Origin of the sequence: Flavobacterium praedii (genome assembly GCF_026810365.1) — a bacterium.
Classification (GTDB): domain Bacteria; phylum Bacteroidota; class Bacteroidia; order Flavobacteriales; family Flavobacteriaceae; genus Flavobacterium; species Flavobacterium praedii.
This window is the reverse complement of the sequence record NZ_CP113948.1, coordinates 2,757,914-2,776,524: the sequence shown is the minus strand read 5'-3', so window position 1 is coordinate 2,776,524 and position 18,611 is coordinate 2,757,914. Positions and strand designations below refer to the sequence as shown.

Below are 18,611 nucleotides of genomic sequence, written 5' to 3'. Positions count from 1 at the left end.
AAGCAGAATACGTTTTTTTTTAAATTTAAATTTTCATTTGCTGTGTTTTTTTGTAGTAAAAATAGCGAGTAAAAGTACCTATATGTGTATTTCATCGATATAAGTGTATTTCGGTCTATTTTTATTGTGCTTTTATTTAAATTTTATGTTATGTTTGTTATTCCAAAGACAAATAAACTTAACCACCAAAGAATATGCATAAATCTACTTTATTAAGGTTTGCTTATGCAAATCCTATAGCTCTCCTGTTTTTTATTCTATTTGTTAATTTTTCACATGCTCAATCAATAATTAATACAACGAGCTGTGTAGATTTTTCTGAGGAATATAAATTTTTGCATTGTGAAAAAGGGGATAGAAATATTGATTGCTTAACAAGACAAGAAACGAGTTTAATTGTAAAAGAAAATTGTGATAATATCTCTTTTAATGAATTTGTTGGAATTGTTAATGAAAATAAAGAGTTAACAAATAAATACAATTTCGATGTTATTTTGTTCGTGCAGTATTACAAACAATTTTATATTTTTTATAAAAACATTTCATAAGTAGTATTACATGAGGCATGTTAAAATAATGTTTATTTAAAAAATTAAGCATTTTTAAAAAGTGCTTTTTCATACCCTCCAGCAATTTTTTACACAACATTTATTTTATTGTAAAAATTATACTTCATATTTACATTTCAAAACACCTTAAAAGACTATATTTAAATACAATATCTCTTACTATTAATTGAAAATGTTGTTTTTTATAGTTGAAAATTGCCCTTAAACGACAAATAGATCTTAATGAGTAAGTTGTTTGTTACTTTTGTCCGCGTTTAAAAATTATTATAATTTCTTTTCTTATGAATTCATAATGATTAGATGAAATTTTAGTTTTTTAAATTTTTGTACCCCATTAAATACCACAACCTATGCATAAAACTACTTTTTTTAAGAAAAAAGCAATTTTTTCTGTGCTTTTATTTTTGTTTCTTCTAAGTAATAAAACTATTTCTCAAACTAATATTTCAGGAGTTGTAAATTCTTATACAGCTGTAACTAGTTTAAATTTACCTGTCTGTGGAGCTTGTGACTTGACTTGTACGCATACAATTACAGTTACGGATGCCTCTGCTTTTTCAATTGGAGACAAAGCACTTATTATTCAAATGAAAGGGGCTTCAGTCAGTACGTTAAACGATGCAACAGGAGGAAGTATATCAGCTATTAATGATGCTGGTAATTACGAATTTTTTGAAATAGCAAGTATTGCAGGAAATGTAATAACGCCTCGTTATCCTTTAATTCGATCTTATAACGTTATCGGTAAAGTGCAAATCGTAAGAATTCCAAATTACAATTCAGCTAATATAAATGGAACTTTAACTTCAGTCGATTGGAATGATGCTACAGGAACAGGTGGAGTTGTAGCCTTGAGTGCTAAAACAATAACTTTTAATGCAGATATTGATGTAAATGGACGTGGATTTAAAGGGATTCAAATGCCTATTAATGGAACTCCTGACAATTGTACTATTAATCCAGCTACTCAATTTGTTTTGCCTGATACTAATGTTTCATCTTATACTAGAGGGGAAGGAATCGCTTTGTTTGATCCATTAACAGATAGAGGTAGAGCTCCAAGGGCAAATGGTGGTGGATCTGGTGTCTCAGGTGATTCTGGAGGTGGTGGAGGATCCAATTATGGCGCTGGTGGAGATGGAGGAAAGCGTTGGTGTAATGCGGGGGGAGCAAATGCTGGAGGAGTTGGTGGTTATGCAATGACTTCTTATTTAGCTCAAGATAAGGCCTTTTTTGGTGGTGCTGGTGGTCCAGGTTGGGTTTCTACAAATAATCCGTCTACTGCTGCAGATGGTGGAGGAATTGTAATCATTTTTGCAGATGAAATTATTGGAAATGGACATGTTATAAGTGCCAACGGATTGTCACCTTTAGCGGTAAATCCAGTTGGAGCTCCAGATGGTGGAGGCGGTGGAGGAGCAGGAGGAACTGTTGTCTTAAAAGTGATAAAATATACTACAAATCTTAGTGTTACTATAAATGGCGGAGATGGTCAAGATTTAAATACAAATACATACCACGGGCCAGGTGGTGGTGGTGGTGGTGGTGTTTTGTTGTATTCAAAAGCGACTATCCCAGCAAATGTTACTTATACTACTACTGGAGGTATTGGGGGTCAACATTTAAATGGTTACCGAAATGATTCCAAGGATGGAGGAGCAGGTGGTTCTATTTCATTATATATTCCAATTGAAAATCCAAATTATGTAGGGAATACTGATACGGATGGAGTTCCAGAAAACTGTGACTTAGATGATGATAATGACGGGATTTTAGATGCCGTTGAAAATGGTATATTACCAGACCCTTTTGGAGACTTAAACGCAGATAAAATTCCAAATTATTTTGATCCAACTACTTCTGGTTTTGTGGATACAAATAGCGATGGAATTGATGATAGGTATGATACTGATTTAGATGGTATTTTAAACCAATTCGACTTAGATTCAGATGGTGATGGTTGTTCTGATGCCAATGAATATTATGCTTCAAACAATGCCGATGGAAATCTGTCAGGAATAGATAATGGGCAATATGGTTCAGGTTTGCCAGCAGTAAATGCTGCAGATGGGAAGGTAATAGCCGCTTCTTATGCTGGAACGTATTCAAACTCTGTAACTGTTATGGTGACTAATCCAACTGATCAATCTACAAATGTTGGTGGTTCAGTAACTTTTTCTGTAACTGGAGGTACTGATTATAAATGGCAGGAAAGTGCCGATGGCGGTACCACTTGGATATACATTGTTGACGGAGGAATTTATTCTAATTCTCAAACTGCTAATTTAACATTGACGGGAGTTACGTTAGGAATGAAAAATTATGATTATAGAGTACTTGTAACTCAAATCGGTAATATTTGTGGAAGTGAGACATCCGGATCTGCTAATTTAACTTTATTAAATTTTCCTCCCGTAGCTAATAATGATCAAAATGCCTCTTCGTTGACGGAAGATGGGGTAAATGGGACTATAAATATAATTACCAATGATACCGATATTGAAGGAAATCCCACAGCACCAGTAAATACGTTAGGACAGTTTACTGTTGACATGGATACAAGTTTAGCTGGAATTCAAACTACATTTACTAATACAACAGGAGTTTGGAGTTTGGCTATTGCAACAGGAATTGTAACATTTAATCCAGCGAATAATTATAATGGTACGGCAGTATTAACTTATAGATTATGTGATACTTCAGGGGCATGTGATAATGCAGATATAACTTTTGTTGTAAATGCAGTCAACGATGCTCCAGTTGCGGTAAACAATGCAGGAAGTGTAAACGAAGATGCTACTTTAACCGTTGTTGCTAATGGTGTTTTGGGTAATGATACCGATGTTGATACAGGAGCAACAAAAGCAGTAACAGCAATTCGTTTAGGAAATACCGAAGGTTCAGGTACAGCAGGAATCCTTGGTTCCATACTAGTAGGGACTTATGGTTCACTTACTTTGAATGCCAATGGAAGTTATACGTATGTTGCGAACAATGCCCAAGCATTAGCAGCAGGAGCAACTGCACATGATTACTTCAACTATACGATGTCTGATGGTACAGATACCGATGTTGCTATTATCGATATTACTATTACAGGGAGAAATGATGCACCAGTGGCAGTAAACGATGCCGGTAGTGTTGATGAAGATGCTACATTAACTGTTGTAGCAAATGGTGTATTGGGTAATGATACCGATGTTGATACTGGAGCTACCAAAACAGTAACGGCAATTCGATTAGGGAATACAGAAGGATCAGGTGCGGCAGGCACCCTTGGTTTAACATTGATAGGAACTTATGGAGATCTTATCATAAATACAAACGGAAGTTATACGTATGTTGCGAACAATGCCCAAGCATTAGCAGCAGGATCAACTGCACATGATTACTTCAACTATACGATGTCTGATGGTACAGATTCAGATGTTGCTATTATTGATATTACGATTACAGGAATGAATGATGCGCCAATAGCGGCAAACGATGCCGGTAGTGTTGATGAAGACGCTACATTAACTGTTGTAGCAAATGGTGTATTGGGTAATGATACCGATGTTGATACTGGAGCTACCAAAACAGTAACGGCAATTCGATTAGGGAATACAGAAGGATCGGGTACGGCAGGCACCCTTGGTTTAACATTGACAGGAACTTATGGAGATCTTATCATAAATACAAACGGAAGTTATACGTATGTTGCGAACAATGCCCAAGCATTAGCAGCAGGATCAACTGCACATGATTACTTCAACTATACGATGTCTGATGGTACAGATTCAGATATTGCTATTATCGATATAACTATTATAGGAATGAACGATGCGCCAGTAGCCGTAAATGATGCTGGTAGTGTTGATGAAGATGCTACATTAACTGTTGTAGCAAATGGTGTATTGGGTAATGATACCGATGTTGATACTGGATCGACCAAAACAGTAACTGCAATTCGATTAGGAAATACCGAAGGTTCAGGTACAGCAGGAACCCTTGGTTCAATATTGACAGGAACTTATGGAGATCTTATCATAAATACAAACGGTAGCTATACTTATGTTGCGAACAATGCCCAAACATTAGCAGCAGGAGCAACCGCACATGATTACTTTAATTATACTATGTCTGATGGTACATTTACAGATGTTGCTATTATTGATATTACGATTACAGGTATGAATGATGCACCAGTAGCTGTTGATGATGCCTACACAACGGATGAAGATACGGTAGTAGCCTTAACCCCATTAACTACAGGTATTGCAGATAGTGATTTAGAAGGTGCTGTAAGTATAGTTTCCATCAATGGCGTAGCCTTGACACCAGGCATTGCACAAGTTATTGCAGTTACCAACGGGACAGTTACAATTACAGCGGCAGGAGTGATTAGTTTCACCCCAAATGCAAACTATAATGGATCAGTAACGTTTCCATATGTGATAGTAGATACAGATGGAGTAACCGATACAGCTGATGTTGTGATCACAGTAAATGCAGTAAATGATGCACCAGTAGCCAATAACGATACCGCAACTACAACCGAAGATACTCCAGTAACAATCAATGTAGCAACCAATGTTGCAGGATTAGATACCGATGTTGACGGAACCATTGATGTAGCGACAGTTGATTTAGACCCAGCTACAGCAGGAATTCAACCGACATTCACCGTAACAGGCGAAGGAACCTACAGTGTAGCTGCTACAGGAGTAGTCACTTTTACTCCAGTATTAAACTTTAACGGAACAGCCACTCCAATTAATTACACTGTAAATGATAATTTAGGATTAGTATCCAATACAGCTACTTTGACAATTACAGTAACAGCAGAAAACGATGCACCAATAGCCAATAACGATACCGCCACAACAACCGAAGATACTCCAGTAACAATCAATGTAGCAACCAATGTTGCAGGATTAGATACCGATGTTGACGGAACCATTGATGTAGCGACAGTTGATTTAGACCCAGCTACAGCAGGAATTCAACCGACATTCACCGTAACAGGGGAAGGAACCTACAGTGTAGCTGCTACAGGAGTAGTCACTTTCACTCCAGTATTAAACTTTAACGGAACAGCCACTGCAATTAATTACACTGTAAATGATAATTTAGGATTAGTATCCAATACGGCTACTTTGACAATTACAGTAACAGCAGTAAATGATGCGCCAGTAGCCAATAACGATACCGCCATAACAACCGAAGATACTCCAGTAACAATCAATGTAGCAACCAATGTTGCAGGATTAGATACCGATGTTGACGGAACCATTGATGTAGCGACAGTTGATTTAGACCCTGCTACAGCAGGAATTCAACCGACATTCACCGTAACAGGGGAAGGAACCTACAGTGTAGCTGCTACAGGAGTAGTCACTTTTACCCCAGTATTAAACTTTAACGGAACAGCCACTGCAATTAATTACACTGTAAATGATAATTTAGGATTAGTATCCAATACAGCTACTTTGACAATTACAGTAACAGCAGTAAATGATGCGCCAGTAGCCAATAACGATACCGCCACAACAACCGAAGATACTCCAGTAACAATCAATGTAGCAACCAATGTTGCAGGATTAGATACCGATGTTGACGGAACCATTGATGTAGCGACAGTTGATTTAGACCTAGCTACAGCAGGAATTCAACCGACATTCACCGTAACAGGGGAAGGAACCTACAGTGTAGCTGCTACAGGAGTAGTCACTTTTACTCCAGTATTAAACTTTAACGGAACAGCCACTGCAATTAATTACACTGTAAATGATAATTTAGGATTAGTATCCAATACGGCTACTTTGACAATTACAGTAACAGCAGAAAACGATGCGCCAATAGCCAATAACGATACCGCCACAACAACCGAAGATACTCCAGTAACAATCAATGTAGCAACCAATGCTGCAGGATTAGATACCGATGTTGACGGAACCATTGATGTAGCGACAGTTGATTTAGACCCAGCTACAGCAGGAATTCAACCGACATTCACCGTAACAGGGGAAGGAACCTACAGTGTAGCTGCTACAGGAGTAGTCACTTTTACCCCAGTATTAAACTTTAACGGAACAGCCACTGCAATTAATTACACTGTAAATGATAATTTAGGATTAGTATCCAATACAGCTACTTTGACAATTACAGTAACAGCAGTAAATGATGCGCCAATTGCCAATAACGATACCGCCACAACAACCGAAGATACTCCAGTAACAATCAATGTAGCAACCAATGTTGCAGGATTAGATACCGATGTTGACGGAACCATTGATGTAGCGACAGTTGATTTAGACCCAGCTACAGCAGGAATTCAACCGACATTCACCGTAACAGGGGAAGGAACCTACAGTGTAGCTGCTACAGGAGTAGTCACTTTTACTCCAGTATTAAACTTTAACGGAACAGCCACTGCAATTAATTACACTGTAAATGATAATTTAGGATTAGTATCCAATACGGCTACTTTGACAATTACAGTAACAGCAGTAAATGATGCGCCAATTGCCAATAACGATACCGCCACAACAACCGAAGATACTCCAGTAACAATCAATGTAGCAACCAATGTTGCAGGATTAGATACCGATGTTGACGGAACCATTGATGTAGCGACAGTTGATTTAGACCCAGCTACAGCAGGAATTCAACCGACATTCACTGTAACAGGGGAAGGAACCTACAGTGTAGCTGCTACAGGAGTAGTCACTTTCACTCCAGTATTAAACTTTAACGGAACAGCCACTGCAATTAATTACACTGTAAATGATAATTTAGGATTAGTATCCAATACGGCTACTTTGACAATTACAGTAACAGCAGTAAATGATGCGCCAATTGCCAATAACGATACCGCCACAACAACCGAAGATACTCCAGTAACAATCAATGTAGCAACCAATGTTGCAGGATTAGATACCGATGTTGACGGAACCATTGATGTAGCGACAGTTGATTTAGACCCAGCTACAGCAGGAATTCAACCGACATTCACTGTAACAGGGGAAGGAACCTACAGTGTAGCTGCTACAGGAGTAGTCACTTTCACTCCAGTATTAAACTTTAACGGAACAGCCACTGCAATTAATTACACTGTAAATGATAATTTAGGATTAGTATCCAATACGGCTACTTTGACAATTACAGTAACAGCAGTAAATGATGCGCCAATAGCCAATAACGATACCGCCATAACAACCGAAGATACTCCAGTAACAATCAATGTAGCAACCAATGTTGCAGGATTAGATACCGATGTTGACGGAACCATTGATGTAGCGACAGTTGATTTAGACCCAGCTACAGCAGGAATTCAACCGACATTCACCGTAACAGGGGAAGGAACCTACAGTGTAGCTGCTACAGGAGTAGTCACTTTCACTCCAGTATTAAACTTTAACGGAACAGCCACTGCAATTAATTACACTGTAAATGATAATTTAGGATTAGTATCCAATACGGCTACTTTGACAATTACAGTAACAGCAGTAAATGATGCGCCAATAGCCAATAACGATACCGCCACAACAACCGAAGATACTCCAGTAACAATCAATGTAGCAACCAATGTTGCAGGATTAGATACCGATGTTGACGGAACCATTGATGTAGCGACAGTTGATTTAGATCCAGCTACAGCAGGAATTCAACCGACATTCACCGTAACAGGGGAAGGAACCTACAGTGTAGCTGCTACAGGAGTAGTCACTTTTACCCCAGTATTAAATTTTAACGGAACAGCCACTGCAATTAATTACACTGTAAATGATAATTTAGGATTAGTATCCAATACGGCTACTTTGACAATTACAGTAACAGCAGTAAATGATGCGCCAGTAGCCAATAACGATACCGCCACAACAACCGAAGATACTCCAGTAACAATCAATGTAGCAACCAATGCTGCAGGATTAGATACCGATGTTGACGGAACCATTGATGTAGTGACAGTTGATTTAGACCCAGCTACAGCAGGAATTCAACCGACATTCACCGTAACAGGGGAAGGAACTTACAGTGTAGCTGCTACAGGAGTAGTCACTTTTACTCCAGTATTAAACTTTAACGGAACAGCCACTGCAATTAATTACACTGTAAATGATAATTTAGGATTAGTATCCAATACAGCTACTTTGACGATTACAGTAACAGCAGTAAATGATGCGCCAATAGCCAATAACGATACCGCCATAACAACCGAAGATACTCCAGTAACAATCAATGTAGCAACCAATGTTGCAGGATTAGATACCGATGTTGACGGAACCATTGATGTAGCGACAGTTGATTTAGACCCAGCTACAGCAGGAATTCAACCGACATTCACCGTAACAGGGGAAGGAACCTACAGTGTAGCTGCTACAGGAGTAGTCACTTTCACTCCAGTATTAAACTTTAACGGAACAGCCACTGCAATTAATTACACTGTAAATGATAATTTAGGATTAGTATCCAATACGGCTACTTTGACAATTACAGTAACAGCAGTAAATGATGCGCCAATAGCCAATAACGATACCGCCACAACAACCGAAGATACTCCAGTAACAATCAATGTAGCAACCAATGTTTCAGGATTAGATACCGATGTTGACGGAACCATTGATGTAGCGACAGTTGATTTAGACCCAGCTACAGCAGGAATTCAACCGACATTCACCGTAACAGGGGAAGGAACCTACAGTGTAGCTGCTACAGGAGTAGTCACTTTTACTCCAGTATTAAACTTTAACGGAACAGCCACTGCAATTAATTACACTGTAAATGATAATTTAGGATTAGTATCCAATACGGCTACTTTGACAATTACAGTAACAGCAGAAAACGATGCGCCAATAGCCAATAACGATACCGCCACAACAACCGAAGATACTCCAGTAACAATCAATGTAGCAACCAATGCTGCAGGATTAGATACCGATGTTGACGGAACCATTGATGTAGCGACAGTTGATTTAGACCCAGCTACAGCAGGAATTCAACCGACATTCACCGTAACAGGGGAAGGAACCTACAGTGTAGCTGCTACAGGAGTAGTCACTTTTACCCCAGTATTAAACTTTAACGGAACAGCCACTGCAATTAATTACACTGTAAATGATAATTTAGGATTAGTATCCAATACAGCTACTTTGACAATTACAGTAACAGCAGTAAATGATGCGCCAATAGCACAAAACAATGCTTACAGTGGGCTAGAAGATGCGGTTTCCATTACAGGCAATGTGATCACGGACACTGATGCAACAGCAGGATTAGATAGTGATATCGATTCAGCAACTTTAGAAGTAAAAGAATATACAATTGCCGGAATTGCAGGCTTACAAACCGTAGGATCAGCAGTAACGATTCCTAGTGTTGGAAGCCTTACGATATTGGCTGATGGAAGTCTTACATTTGTACCCGTTGCTAATTACAATGGAGTTGTTCCAACGATTACGTATACTTTAACCGATGGTGTTTTGACCGATACAGCCGATGTCGTTGTTACTGTGACAGCTGTCAATGATGCGCCTGTTGCGGTTGATGATATTAACACTAATATATCAGCTAATGCTGGACCAACAGCTATCCATATTTTGGTAGCTGCAGATGCTGACGGAACAATAGCCACTTACACAGTTTTAAGCTTACCAACAAACGGAACTTTAGCTTTATCAGGAACGGCAGTAACGTTAAATCAAGTGTTGACATCAGCAGAAGTTGCTTTGTTGACCTACGATCCAAGCGGAAGTTTCACAGGAAATGATACATTTACATTTACTGCAACAGATAATAATGGTGCTGTTGATGCAACTTCAGCTACAATTACATTAGAGGTAGTCTTTATTTTACCTGCCCCACCGGTTATATTTGCAGCTGATGATTTATCGGGATCTTTGTTGAGCAGCAATTCAGTTCAAGAGGTATTAAATGTATTGGATAATGATGCTGTAGATTTGGCCAAAGCTACTTTGAGCAATGTACTAATATCGACAGTCACAGCTGATCCAACGGGCTTTATGACATTAAAATCAGATGGGACAGTTGAAATGGCAGCCTTTACACCGTCTGGGACATATACAATGACATATTCCATTTGTGATAAATTAAACCTAAATAATTGTGATACGGCTATAGTTACAGTAACAGTTGGTTGTGGTTTATCAACAGCTATATCGGGTTTAATTAAAAATGAGCTTACTAATACCCCCTTAGGAAATGTTCCGGTGACTTTAAAACCAATAAATACTACTACCGGTCCAATTTTGTTGAGTATTACCAAAGCAGATGGCAGCTATTCATTTACAGGAATGGTAGCGGGGGATTATGTAATCCAGGTTCAAGACGCGAATTTGAATGCGGCCCAAGAGTTGTATAATACAACACCAAGTTTCTTGATATTAAAAGTAGAAGATTGTAAGTATCAAAAGATTGATTTTGGATATAATAAAACTGATTTATTAGTTTTAGGTGATTTTGTATGGTACGATTTGAACAATAATGGGCTACAAGACGAGTGGTATGATGCCAATAACGATGGTCTTGTGACTAAAAACATACCAGATGCAAATGGCGTAATTGATTTCAGTAAATGGGAATGGATTGATTTTAATGGCGATGGAAGTTATAAAGGGATCCAAAATGCTGGAGAATTGAACGCTGCAGGATTTGGTAATGGTACCACCAATGTTCCTAATATATTTGTAACGGGTCCTAATGGATTCTCCAGAAGCGTAACGATGGGAGTTGAAGGCTATTGGAGAACAAGAGCGCCACAAGGAGCTTATGGAGAATATAAAATTGAGTTTATAAAAGAAGCTAATTTTGAACAAGCTTCTGAGGCGATGTCAGCTTCTGGATTGGTTAAAGTATTGCCAAGCGGAACACTAAAACAAGCGCGTACAGAAAAATCAAAAAGTTATGTTGACTGTGGTTTAACCACCAATACTATTTTGTACGCTCAGTTTACAGAATCAGTAAAAGTTAATTTGAATTTAGATTTTGGAATCAGTTGTAAAACCTATGCCGATATTCTAGCGGTCAATGACGATGCAGGAACAGTAGATGGAACTCAAGCATTAACAGGAGTTCTCAATGTATTGTCAAATGACACAATCAATGGATTGCCGGCTAAGGCTTCAGATGTAAGTATCACATTGACACCAAGTCCAAATTTCACAATAGGAACAGATGGGCTGTTGAATGTGTTGGGCAATACACCAGGGGGTAGCTATAGCTTAAATTACAGCATTTGTGAGAAAGCCAATCCTAGCAATTGCAGTCAAGCCACGATCACTATTGTAGTAGAAAGGCCTAGTATTGCTTTAGTGAAAACGGCGAAATTCAGGGATGAGAACAACGATGGATATGCACAGCCAGGGGAAACCATTACCTACAGTTTTGAAATAACCAATACAGGTAATACACCATTGAGTAATGTAACTATTAGTGATCCATTACCAGGAGTTATCATGTCAGGATCTCCATTAACATTGGCCATAGGAGAAGTCAGTACGACACATTTCTCGGGCTTGTATTTTATTAAGCAATCAGATATTAATTTAGGAAGTATTTCAAATCAAGCTACTGTTTATGGTACCGCACCAAGCGGAAAAGTAGTAGAAGATAAATCGGACGAGTTGAATTTGGTGGATGATAATCCAACGGTACTGAGTGTTTCGGGCTGTGCAATAGAAGTCTTCAATGCAGTGTCACCTGATGGTTCGGCAGGGATCAATGACAAGTTTTATGTAAAAGGCTTAGAATGTTATCCGGAGAATTCGATAGAGATCTTCAACCGTTGGGGTGTTTTAGTATTCGAACGCGAGCATTACAATAATGAAGATAGGGCTTTTAAAGGAGTTTCCGAAGGTCGAGTAACCATAGAGAAATCATCAGAATTACCGGTAGGAACCTATTTTTATATACTGAAATACAGAGACAGTGCCAATAATGCATTTGAGAAATCAGGATATTTGTATTTGAACAGAAAATAGTTGGATAAGTCCCTAAGCTTAAAAAAAACACACACATGAAAACGAAAATAATAGGGTTGGTATTAATGCTTTTATCCTTTGTAGGCTTTGCCCAACAAGATGCGCAATACACCCAATACATGTACAATACGATAGTCGTGAATCCAGGTTATGCAGGATCTCGACAAGCCATGAGTATTTTTGCATTACACCGCAATCAATGGGTAGGAATAGATGGCGCACCGGTGACGAACACCTTTTCGATCAATACACCAATAAATGATAGTAAAGTAGGCTTGGGATTGTCATTTGTAAACGATCAAATAGGGCCATCGGATGAGAACAATATAGCCGTTGATTTCTCATACACTATCCCTGTAAATTATAAATATAAAATGTCATTTGGACTAAAAGGTAGCGCAAATTTATTAAACGTTGATTTTACAAAACTGAAACAAAAGCCAGGCGATGCTATTTTTGAAGAGAATATCGACAATAAATTTTCGCCCAATATTGGAGTTGGGTTTTACTTGCATTCGGATAATGGTTATTTAGGATTGTCAGCGCCCAATTTAATCGAAACGGTACATTTTGATGGGACGGCCACCTCGAGTTCAAGCAGCCATATTGCCACCGAGAAAATCAATTATTACCTGATAGCAGGATACGTATTTGATTTAAATCCAAGTCTAAAATTCAAACCCTCGTTGCAAAGCAAATACGTACAAGGAGCACCACTTCAGGTGGACGTGAGCGCCAATTTCATGATGAACGAAAAATTCGTAGCGGGATTAGCCTACAGATGGAGTGCTGCGATGAGCGCCATGGTGGGCTTCCAAGCCAGCGATTCATGGTTTATAGGATACAGTTATGATTTTGACACAACAGAATTGGCACAATACAATTCGGGTTCCCACGAAATCTTTTTGCGATACGAATTGTTTAACAAGTTTGACAAAATTATCTCCCCAAGATTCTTTTAAAACCACACCTATGAAAATTAAAACTACACTATATAGCCTTTTTATATTGCTTTTGTTGACCTCAGGGTACGCCCAAAAAAAAACAGTTGCCAAAGCGGATGTCAATTACGATCGTTATGCTTATGTCGATGCCATAGTCAATTATGAGAAAGTGGCAGCCAAAGGATACCAAGACGAAAAGATGTTTCAAAAGTTAGGGAATGCCTATTATTTTAAAGCCGAATTGCCACAAGCATCAAAATGGTATGAGCAACTATTTACATTGTATCCCAATCAAGAGGCCGAATATTATTACCGCTACTCACAGACCTTAAAATCAACAGGAGATTACAAAAAGTCGGATCAAATGTTGGAACAGTTTAATTTAAAAAGTGGTAACGATAAAAGAGGGATATTATTCAAAGAGAATAAAAATTATCTAGAGGAAATCAAGGCCAATTCGGGACGTTTTCAAGTAGTGGATGCAGGAGTTAATTCGGCATTTTCAGATTATGGGAGTTCCTTTTTAGGCGATAAATTAGTATTTGCTTCCGCAAGAGATACTGGAGGTGTTTCCAAGAAAGTATTCAAATGGACCAACAAATCCTTTACCAATTTGTATGCATCAGAGATGAAACCCGATGGAGAGATGGGAATTCCGGAACGATTTGTACGTACGATCAATTCGAAGTTCAATGAATCAACTCCGATATTTACCCAAGACGGCAAAACCATGTATTTTACACGAAACAACTACCTAGAAGGCAAAAGAGGAAGAGATTCGAGTAAAAACACTTTATTAAAACTCTACAAAGCCACATTGGATACAGAAGGCGAGTGGAGCAATGTAACAGAATTGCCATTTAACAGCAATGAATACAGCGTGGCTCACCCAGCATTAAGCCAAGACGAAAAAACCCTGTATTTTGCCTCGGATATGCCTGGGACATTAGGGCAGTCGGATTTGTTTAGGGTTAAAATCAATCAAGATGGTACATATGGAACTGCAGAGAATCTAGGGCCGGAAATCAATACCGAAGGCCGAGAAACCTTTCCGTTTGTATCGGAAGAAAATGAATTGTTTTTTGCCAGCGATGGCCGCCCAGGTTTAGGAGGATTGGATATTTTTGTGGCCAGAAAAGAGGTAGATGATAGTTTTTATGGCATTCAAAACGTTGGGGAGCCAATAAATAGTAATCAAGATGATTTTGCGTTTTTAATCAATAAAAAGCGCAATGGATTTTTCACATCCAATAGAGAAGGCGGAAAAGGATACGATGATATTTACCGATTTGTGGAGTACAAAAAATTGATTTGTGATCAAGTGCTTTCGGGCTTGATAACAGATCAAGAAACCAAAGAAATAGTATCGAATGCAAAGATGAGTTTATTTGATTCCAATTTCAAACCGTTGCAAGTTGCCCAAACCGATGCTCAAGGCAGGTATAGTTTTGCAGTAGATTGCAGTAAAACGTATTATGTAAGAGCCGAGAAAGAGGACTATCAAACCAAAGAAGGATCAGTTAGATCAAAAAGTTTCAGCGGAAGCAAAGACTACTCGATGGAGTTGGAGCGAAGAATCAAGCCAATAACCGTAGGAACAGATTTGGCCAAAACCTTAGACATTCCGATGATCTATTTTGATTTGGACAAGTCATACATTCGTAAGGATGCCAGTTACGAGTTGGCCAAAGTATTGACCGTTATGCAGCAATACCCAGCGATGAAAATCGAAGTTCGTTCGCATACCGATAGCCGCCAAACCGCTGCTTACAACGAGAAATTATCCGATAGAAGAGCCAAAGCTACAGTGGCTTGGTTGGTTAAAAACGGTATTAATTCAGCACGATTAATCGGGAAAGGATATGGAGAATCTCAATTGGTTAATCCATGTTCCGATGGTGTAAAATGTTCCGAAGAAGAACACCAAGCCAACAGACGAAGCGAATTTATAATTGTTTCGATGCAGTAAATGTAATCGTATTTAAAACCAAATCCCTTCTTTCTTAATGTTTATGATTGAAGGGTTTTTTTGTGGTTTTTAATTTGCTTTTAAAAAGTAATAGCAAACTATCAAATTGGTATATTTGTAAGTGTAATTTTAATTCATGTTCAGCATTAGAATTCAGATATAGTAAATTTCTATGCGAAATCTGGGTGTTAAGTAATAGTATTAAGTTTGCTGTAAAATAGTTTGTTTTTAATTTAACTTTCAAAAGAATGATGCGAATATTTCTTGGATGTTTTCTTTTTTTATCCGTTTTTAAAGGGTTGTCACAAGAAGTGCCTTTTTCTATAGATACACTGCATGTTAAAATTGATAGTCTTTACAGGGAAGATCAATTTTATGCTGGGATTAATTACAATTCAATAATTACAAAACCAGTTGGTGTTTCTCAAAATAAAATATCTTTTGGTTTTTCTGCTGGATTTCTTAGAGATATGCCTTTAAATAAAAGTAGAACTTTGGCAATTGCTCCTGGAATTGGTTTTTCATTTGATAATTATATTCAAAATATGGCTATTGTTGGAAGTGGAAAAAATCCAATTTATGGTGTGATTCCGTCTAATGTGGATTACAGTAAGAATAGGTTTGAAAAATGGCGAGTTGAAGTTCCTATTGAATTTAGATGGCGAACTTCGACACCCGAAGAGTTTACTTTTTTTAGAATTTATGGAGGCTTTAAATTTAGTTATTTGTTATCTGATAAGTCTGTATTTGATGATAGTATTCAAAAAATAGTAATCAAAAATAATAAAGATTTTGAAGAATTCCTTTATGGAGTGTATCTTTCGATAGGATATAGCTCCTTTAATTTACAGGTATATTACGGTTTGAACAACCTTTTTAAACCTTCAGCGCAAATTGATTCAGTCCCTATAAAAATGGATATCCTAAGTATTGGGATTGTGTTCTATATTTTATAACCAAAGAAATAAAAAGGCTAATTGAGGAATACTCCCTACGAATAAACCAATCATCAATTCATTTGGAGTATGTGCGTGCATAACCAAACGCGATGAGGCTACAAAACCATTCATTAAAAGCATAATTGGCACTAAATAAATATTGCCCAATTGTAAGTGTATATTCATACCAAAAATAAAAACGGTTAATGCAGAAATACCTAGCATGTGGAGACTGGCTTTGGTTTTTATAAATAATAATCCTAGGGCAAATAAAGTACTAAATAAAGCACCTAAAAAAAAGAAATGTAATTCAGGGAATTGTTCTAATGTGATGCTTTTTCGCAACAATAGAATGATTAAAAAACTTTGAAAAACCAAGGGAATTTTGCGTTGATCCAAATTTGCAATCATAATAGAGTCTACTCTTTCGGTATAGCGCAATACCAGAAACAATGCCATTGGGATCAAGATTGTGACTATTGCTATTTGCAAAAGAAAAGTAGCAATTTGTTCTATTTTGTATTCGGTAATATGGAATAAAAAATAGAAAAAACTAGCTTGCACCGGAATAAAAATCGGATGAAAAATATAGGAGAATATTGGTAGTATCTTTTTCAATTTCGAAAAGAGGTTTTAAACAGTATTTAAATAGGGATCTATAATTTTCTTCTCATTCGAGCAACAGGTATTTCTAGATGTTCGCGATATTTGGCTATGGTTCTTCGGGCTATTGGATATCCTTTATTTTTAAGAATTTCTGCCAACAGATCATCAGGTAGTGGGTTGCTTTTGTCTTCTTCTTCAATGGTGTTGAGAAGAATTCTTTTTATTTCAATGGTACTAACTTCTTCTCCTTGGTCGTTTTTCATAGCTTCTGAGAAAAACTCTTTTACCAATTTTGTTCCATAAGGTGTTTCGACATATTTACTATTGGCAACTCTAGAAACGGTCGAAATATCAAGTCCAACTCTATCAGCAATATCTTTTAGAATCATCGGTTTTAATTGGGTTTCATCTCCATCAAGTAAATAGTCTTTTTGGTAATGCATAATGGCATTCATGGTCACAAACAAAGTATCTTGACGTTGTTTTATGGCATCAATAAACCATTTGGCCGAATCTAATTTTTGTTTGATAAACTGTACAGCGTCTTTTTGCGAATGGGATTTATCTTTCGACTCTTTATACGTCTGCATCATTTCTTGATAATCTTTAGAAACATGCAAAGCGGGGGCATTTCTGCCATTTAAAGTAAGTTCTAATTCGCCATCTACAATTCTAATTGCAAAATCAGGAACTACATTTTCAGTTATTTTATTGTTTCCTGTAAAAGAACCTCCGGGTTTTGGGTTTAATTTTTCTACTTCATGAACTGCATTTCTAAGCTGCTCATTAGAAATATTGAATTTTTGAATCAATTTGTCGTAATGCTTTCTTACAAATGCATCAAATTGTTGTTCGATCATTAAAGTGGCCAGATCCACAGATTCTGTTGGGGTTTTTCTTTTTAGTTGCAATAACAGACACTCTTGTAAATCACGAGCACCGACACCGGTAGGTTCTAATTCGTGAATAATATGCAAGATGTTTTGGACTTGTTTTTCCGTGGTATAAAGCCCTTGAGTAAAAGCCATATCATCCACCAAATCAGGAATACTTCGTCTTAAATATCCTAAATCATCTATGCTGCCAACTAAAAACTCCGCAATATCTCGCTCCTCGTCAGTTAAAATAAAAGTATTTAATTGATTGATTAAATCCTGATGAAAGCTTATTGAGGCTGCAAATGGGGTTTCTTTTTCCTCATCGTCATCGCTATAGTTGCTTATTTGTGTCTTGTAATCTGGGGTGTCATCATTATTTAAATATTCGTCTATGTTTATATCTTCAGATTCAATTCTATCTGCTTCAGAATCATCATAGTCGTCATATTGTTCGTTGTCAAATTCATCTTTTTCGTGAAGATCCTCCTCTTTGCCAGATTCCAAAGCAGGATTTTCATTCATTTCTTCTAATAATCTTTGTTCAAATGCTTGCGTAGGCAACTGAATTAACTTCATCAACTGTATTTGTTGTGGAGATAATTTCTGTGATATTTTTAAATTTAAAAATTGCTTTAACATTTGTCTTATTATTTAAAGGTTTAAGAGTTTAATTGTTTAAAGTTGTTGTGGTTCAAACAACTTTAAACAATTATAAAACAACATTAA

General features: G+C 37.4%; 6 protein-coding genes. 4 read left to right on the top strand and 2 right to left on the bottom strand.

Annotated features, from left to right (window positions below; all coding sequences use genetic code 11):
• Positions 1-919 precede the first annotated feature (919 nt).
• From OYT91_RS11920 to OYT91_RS11905, 4 genes are all read left to right on the top strand, one after another.
• On the top strand, positions 920-12,550 hold the full coding sequence (locus OYT91_RS11920; RefSeq protein ID WP_281238131.1) for a cadherin-like domain-containing protein: 11,631 nt from the start codon (positions 920-922) through the stop codon (positions 12,548-12,550).
• Between the two features lie 35 nt (positions 12,551-12,585).
• Complete coding sequence (locus OYT91_RS11915; protein ID WP_281238130.1) at positions 12,586-13,512, top strand: PorP/SprF family type IX secretion system membrane protein; 927 nt, start codon at positions 12,586-12,588, stop codon at positions 13,510-13,512.
• 10 nt (positions 13,513-13,522) lie between these two features.
• Positions 13,523-15,463, top strand: coding sequence for an OmpA family protein (locus OYT91_RS11910; RefSeq protein WP_281238129.1), 1,941 nt, complete (start codon positions 13,523-13,525; stop codon positions 15,461-15,463).
• Positions 15,464-15,711: 248 nt separating this feature from the next.
• Complete coding sequence (locus OYT91_RS11905) at positions 15,712-16,419, top strand: porin family protein (protein WP_281238128.1); 708 nt, start codon at positions 15,712-15,714, stop codon at positions 16,417-16,419.
• Here the strand turns inward: OYT91_RS11905 and OYT91_RS11900 are convergent.
• Positions 16,414-17,019 (bottom strand): hypothetical protein, encoded by a 606-nt coding sequence (locus tag OYT91_RS11900; protein ID WP_281238127.1) that lies wholly within the window; start codon positions 17,017-17,019, stop codon positions 16,414-16,416. The genes OYT91_RS11905 and OYT91_RS11900 overlap by 6 nt on opposite strands.
• Before the next feature lie 38 nt (positions 17,020-17,057).
• Positions 17,058-18,524, bottom strand: a complete 1,467-nt coding sequence (gene rpoN, locus OYT91_RS11895; protein ID WP_269221607.1) for an RNA polymerase factor sigma-54 — start codon at positions 18,522-18,524, stop codon at positions 17,058-17,060.
• Between the last annotated feature and the right edge of the window lie 87 nt (positions 18,525-18,611).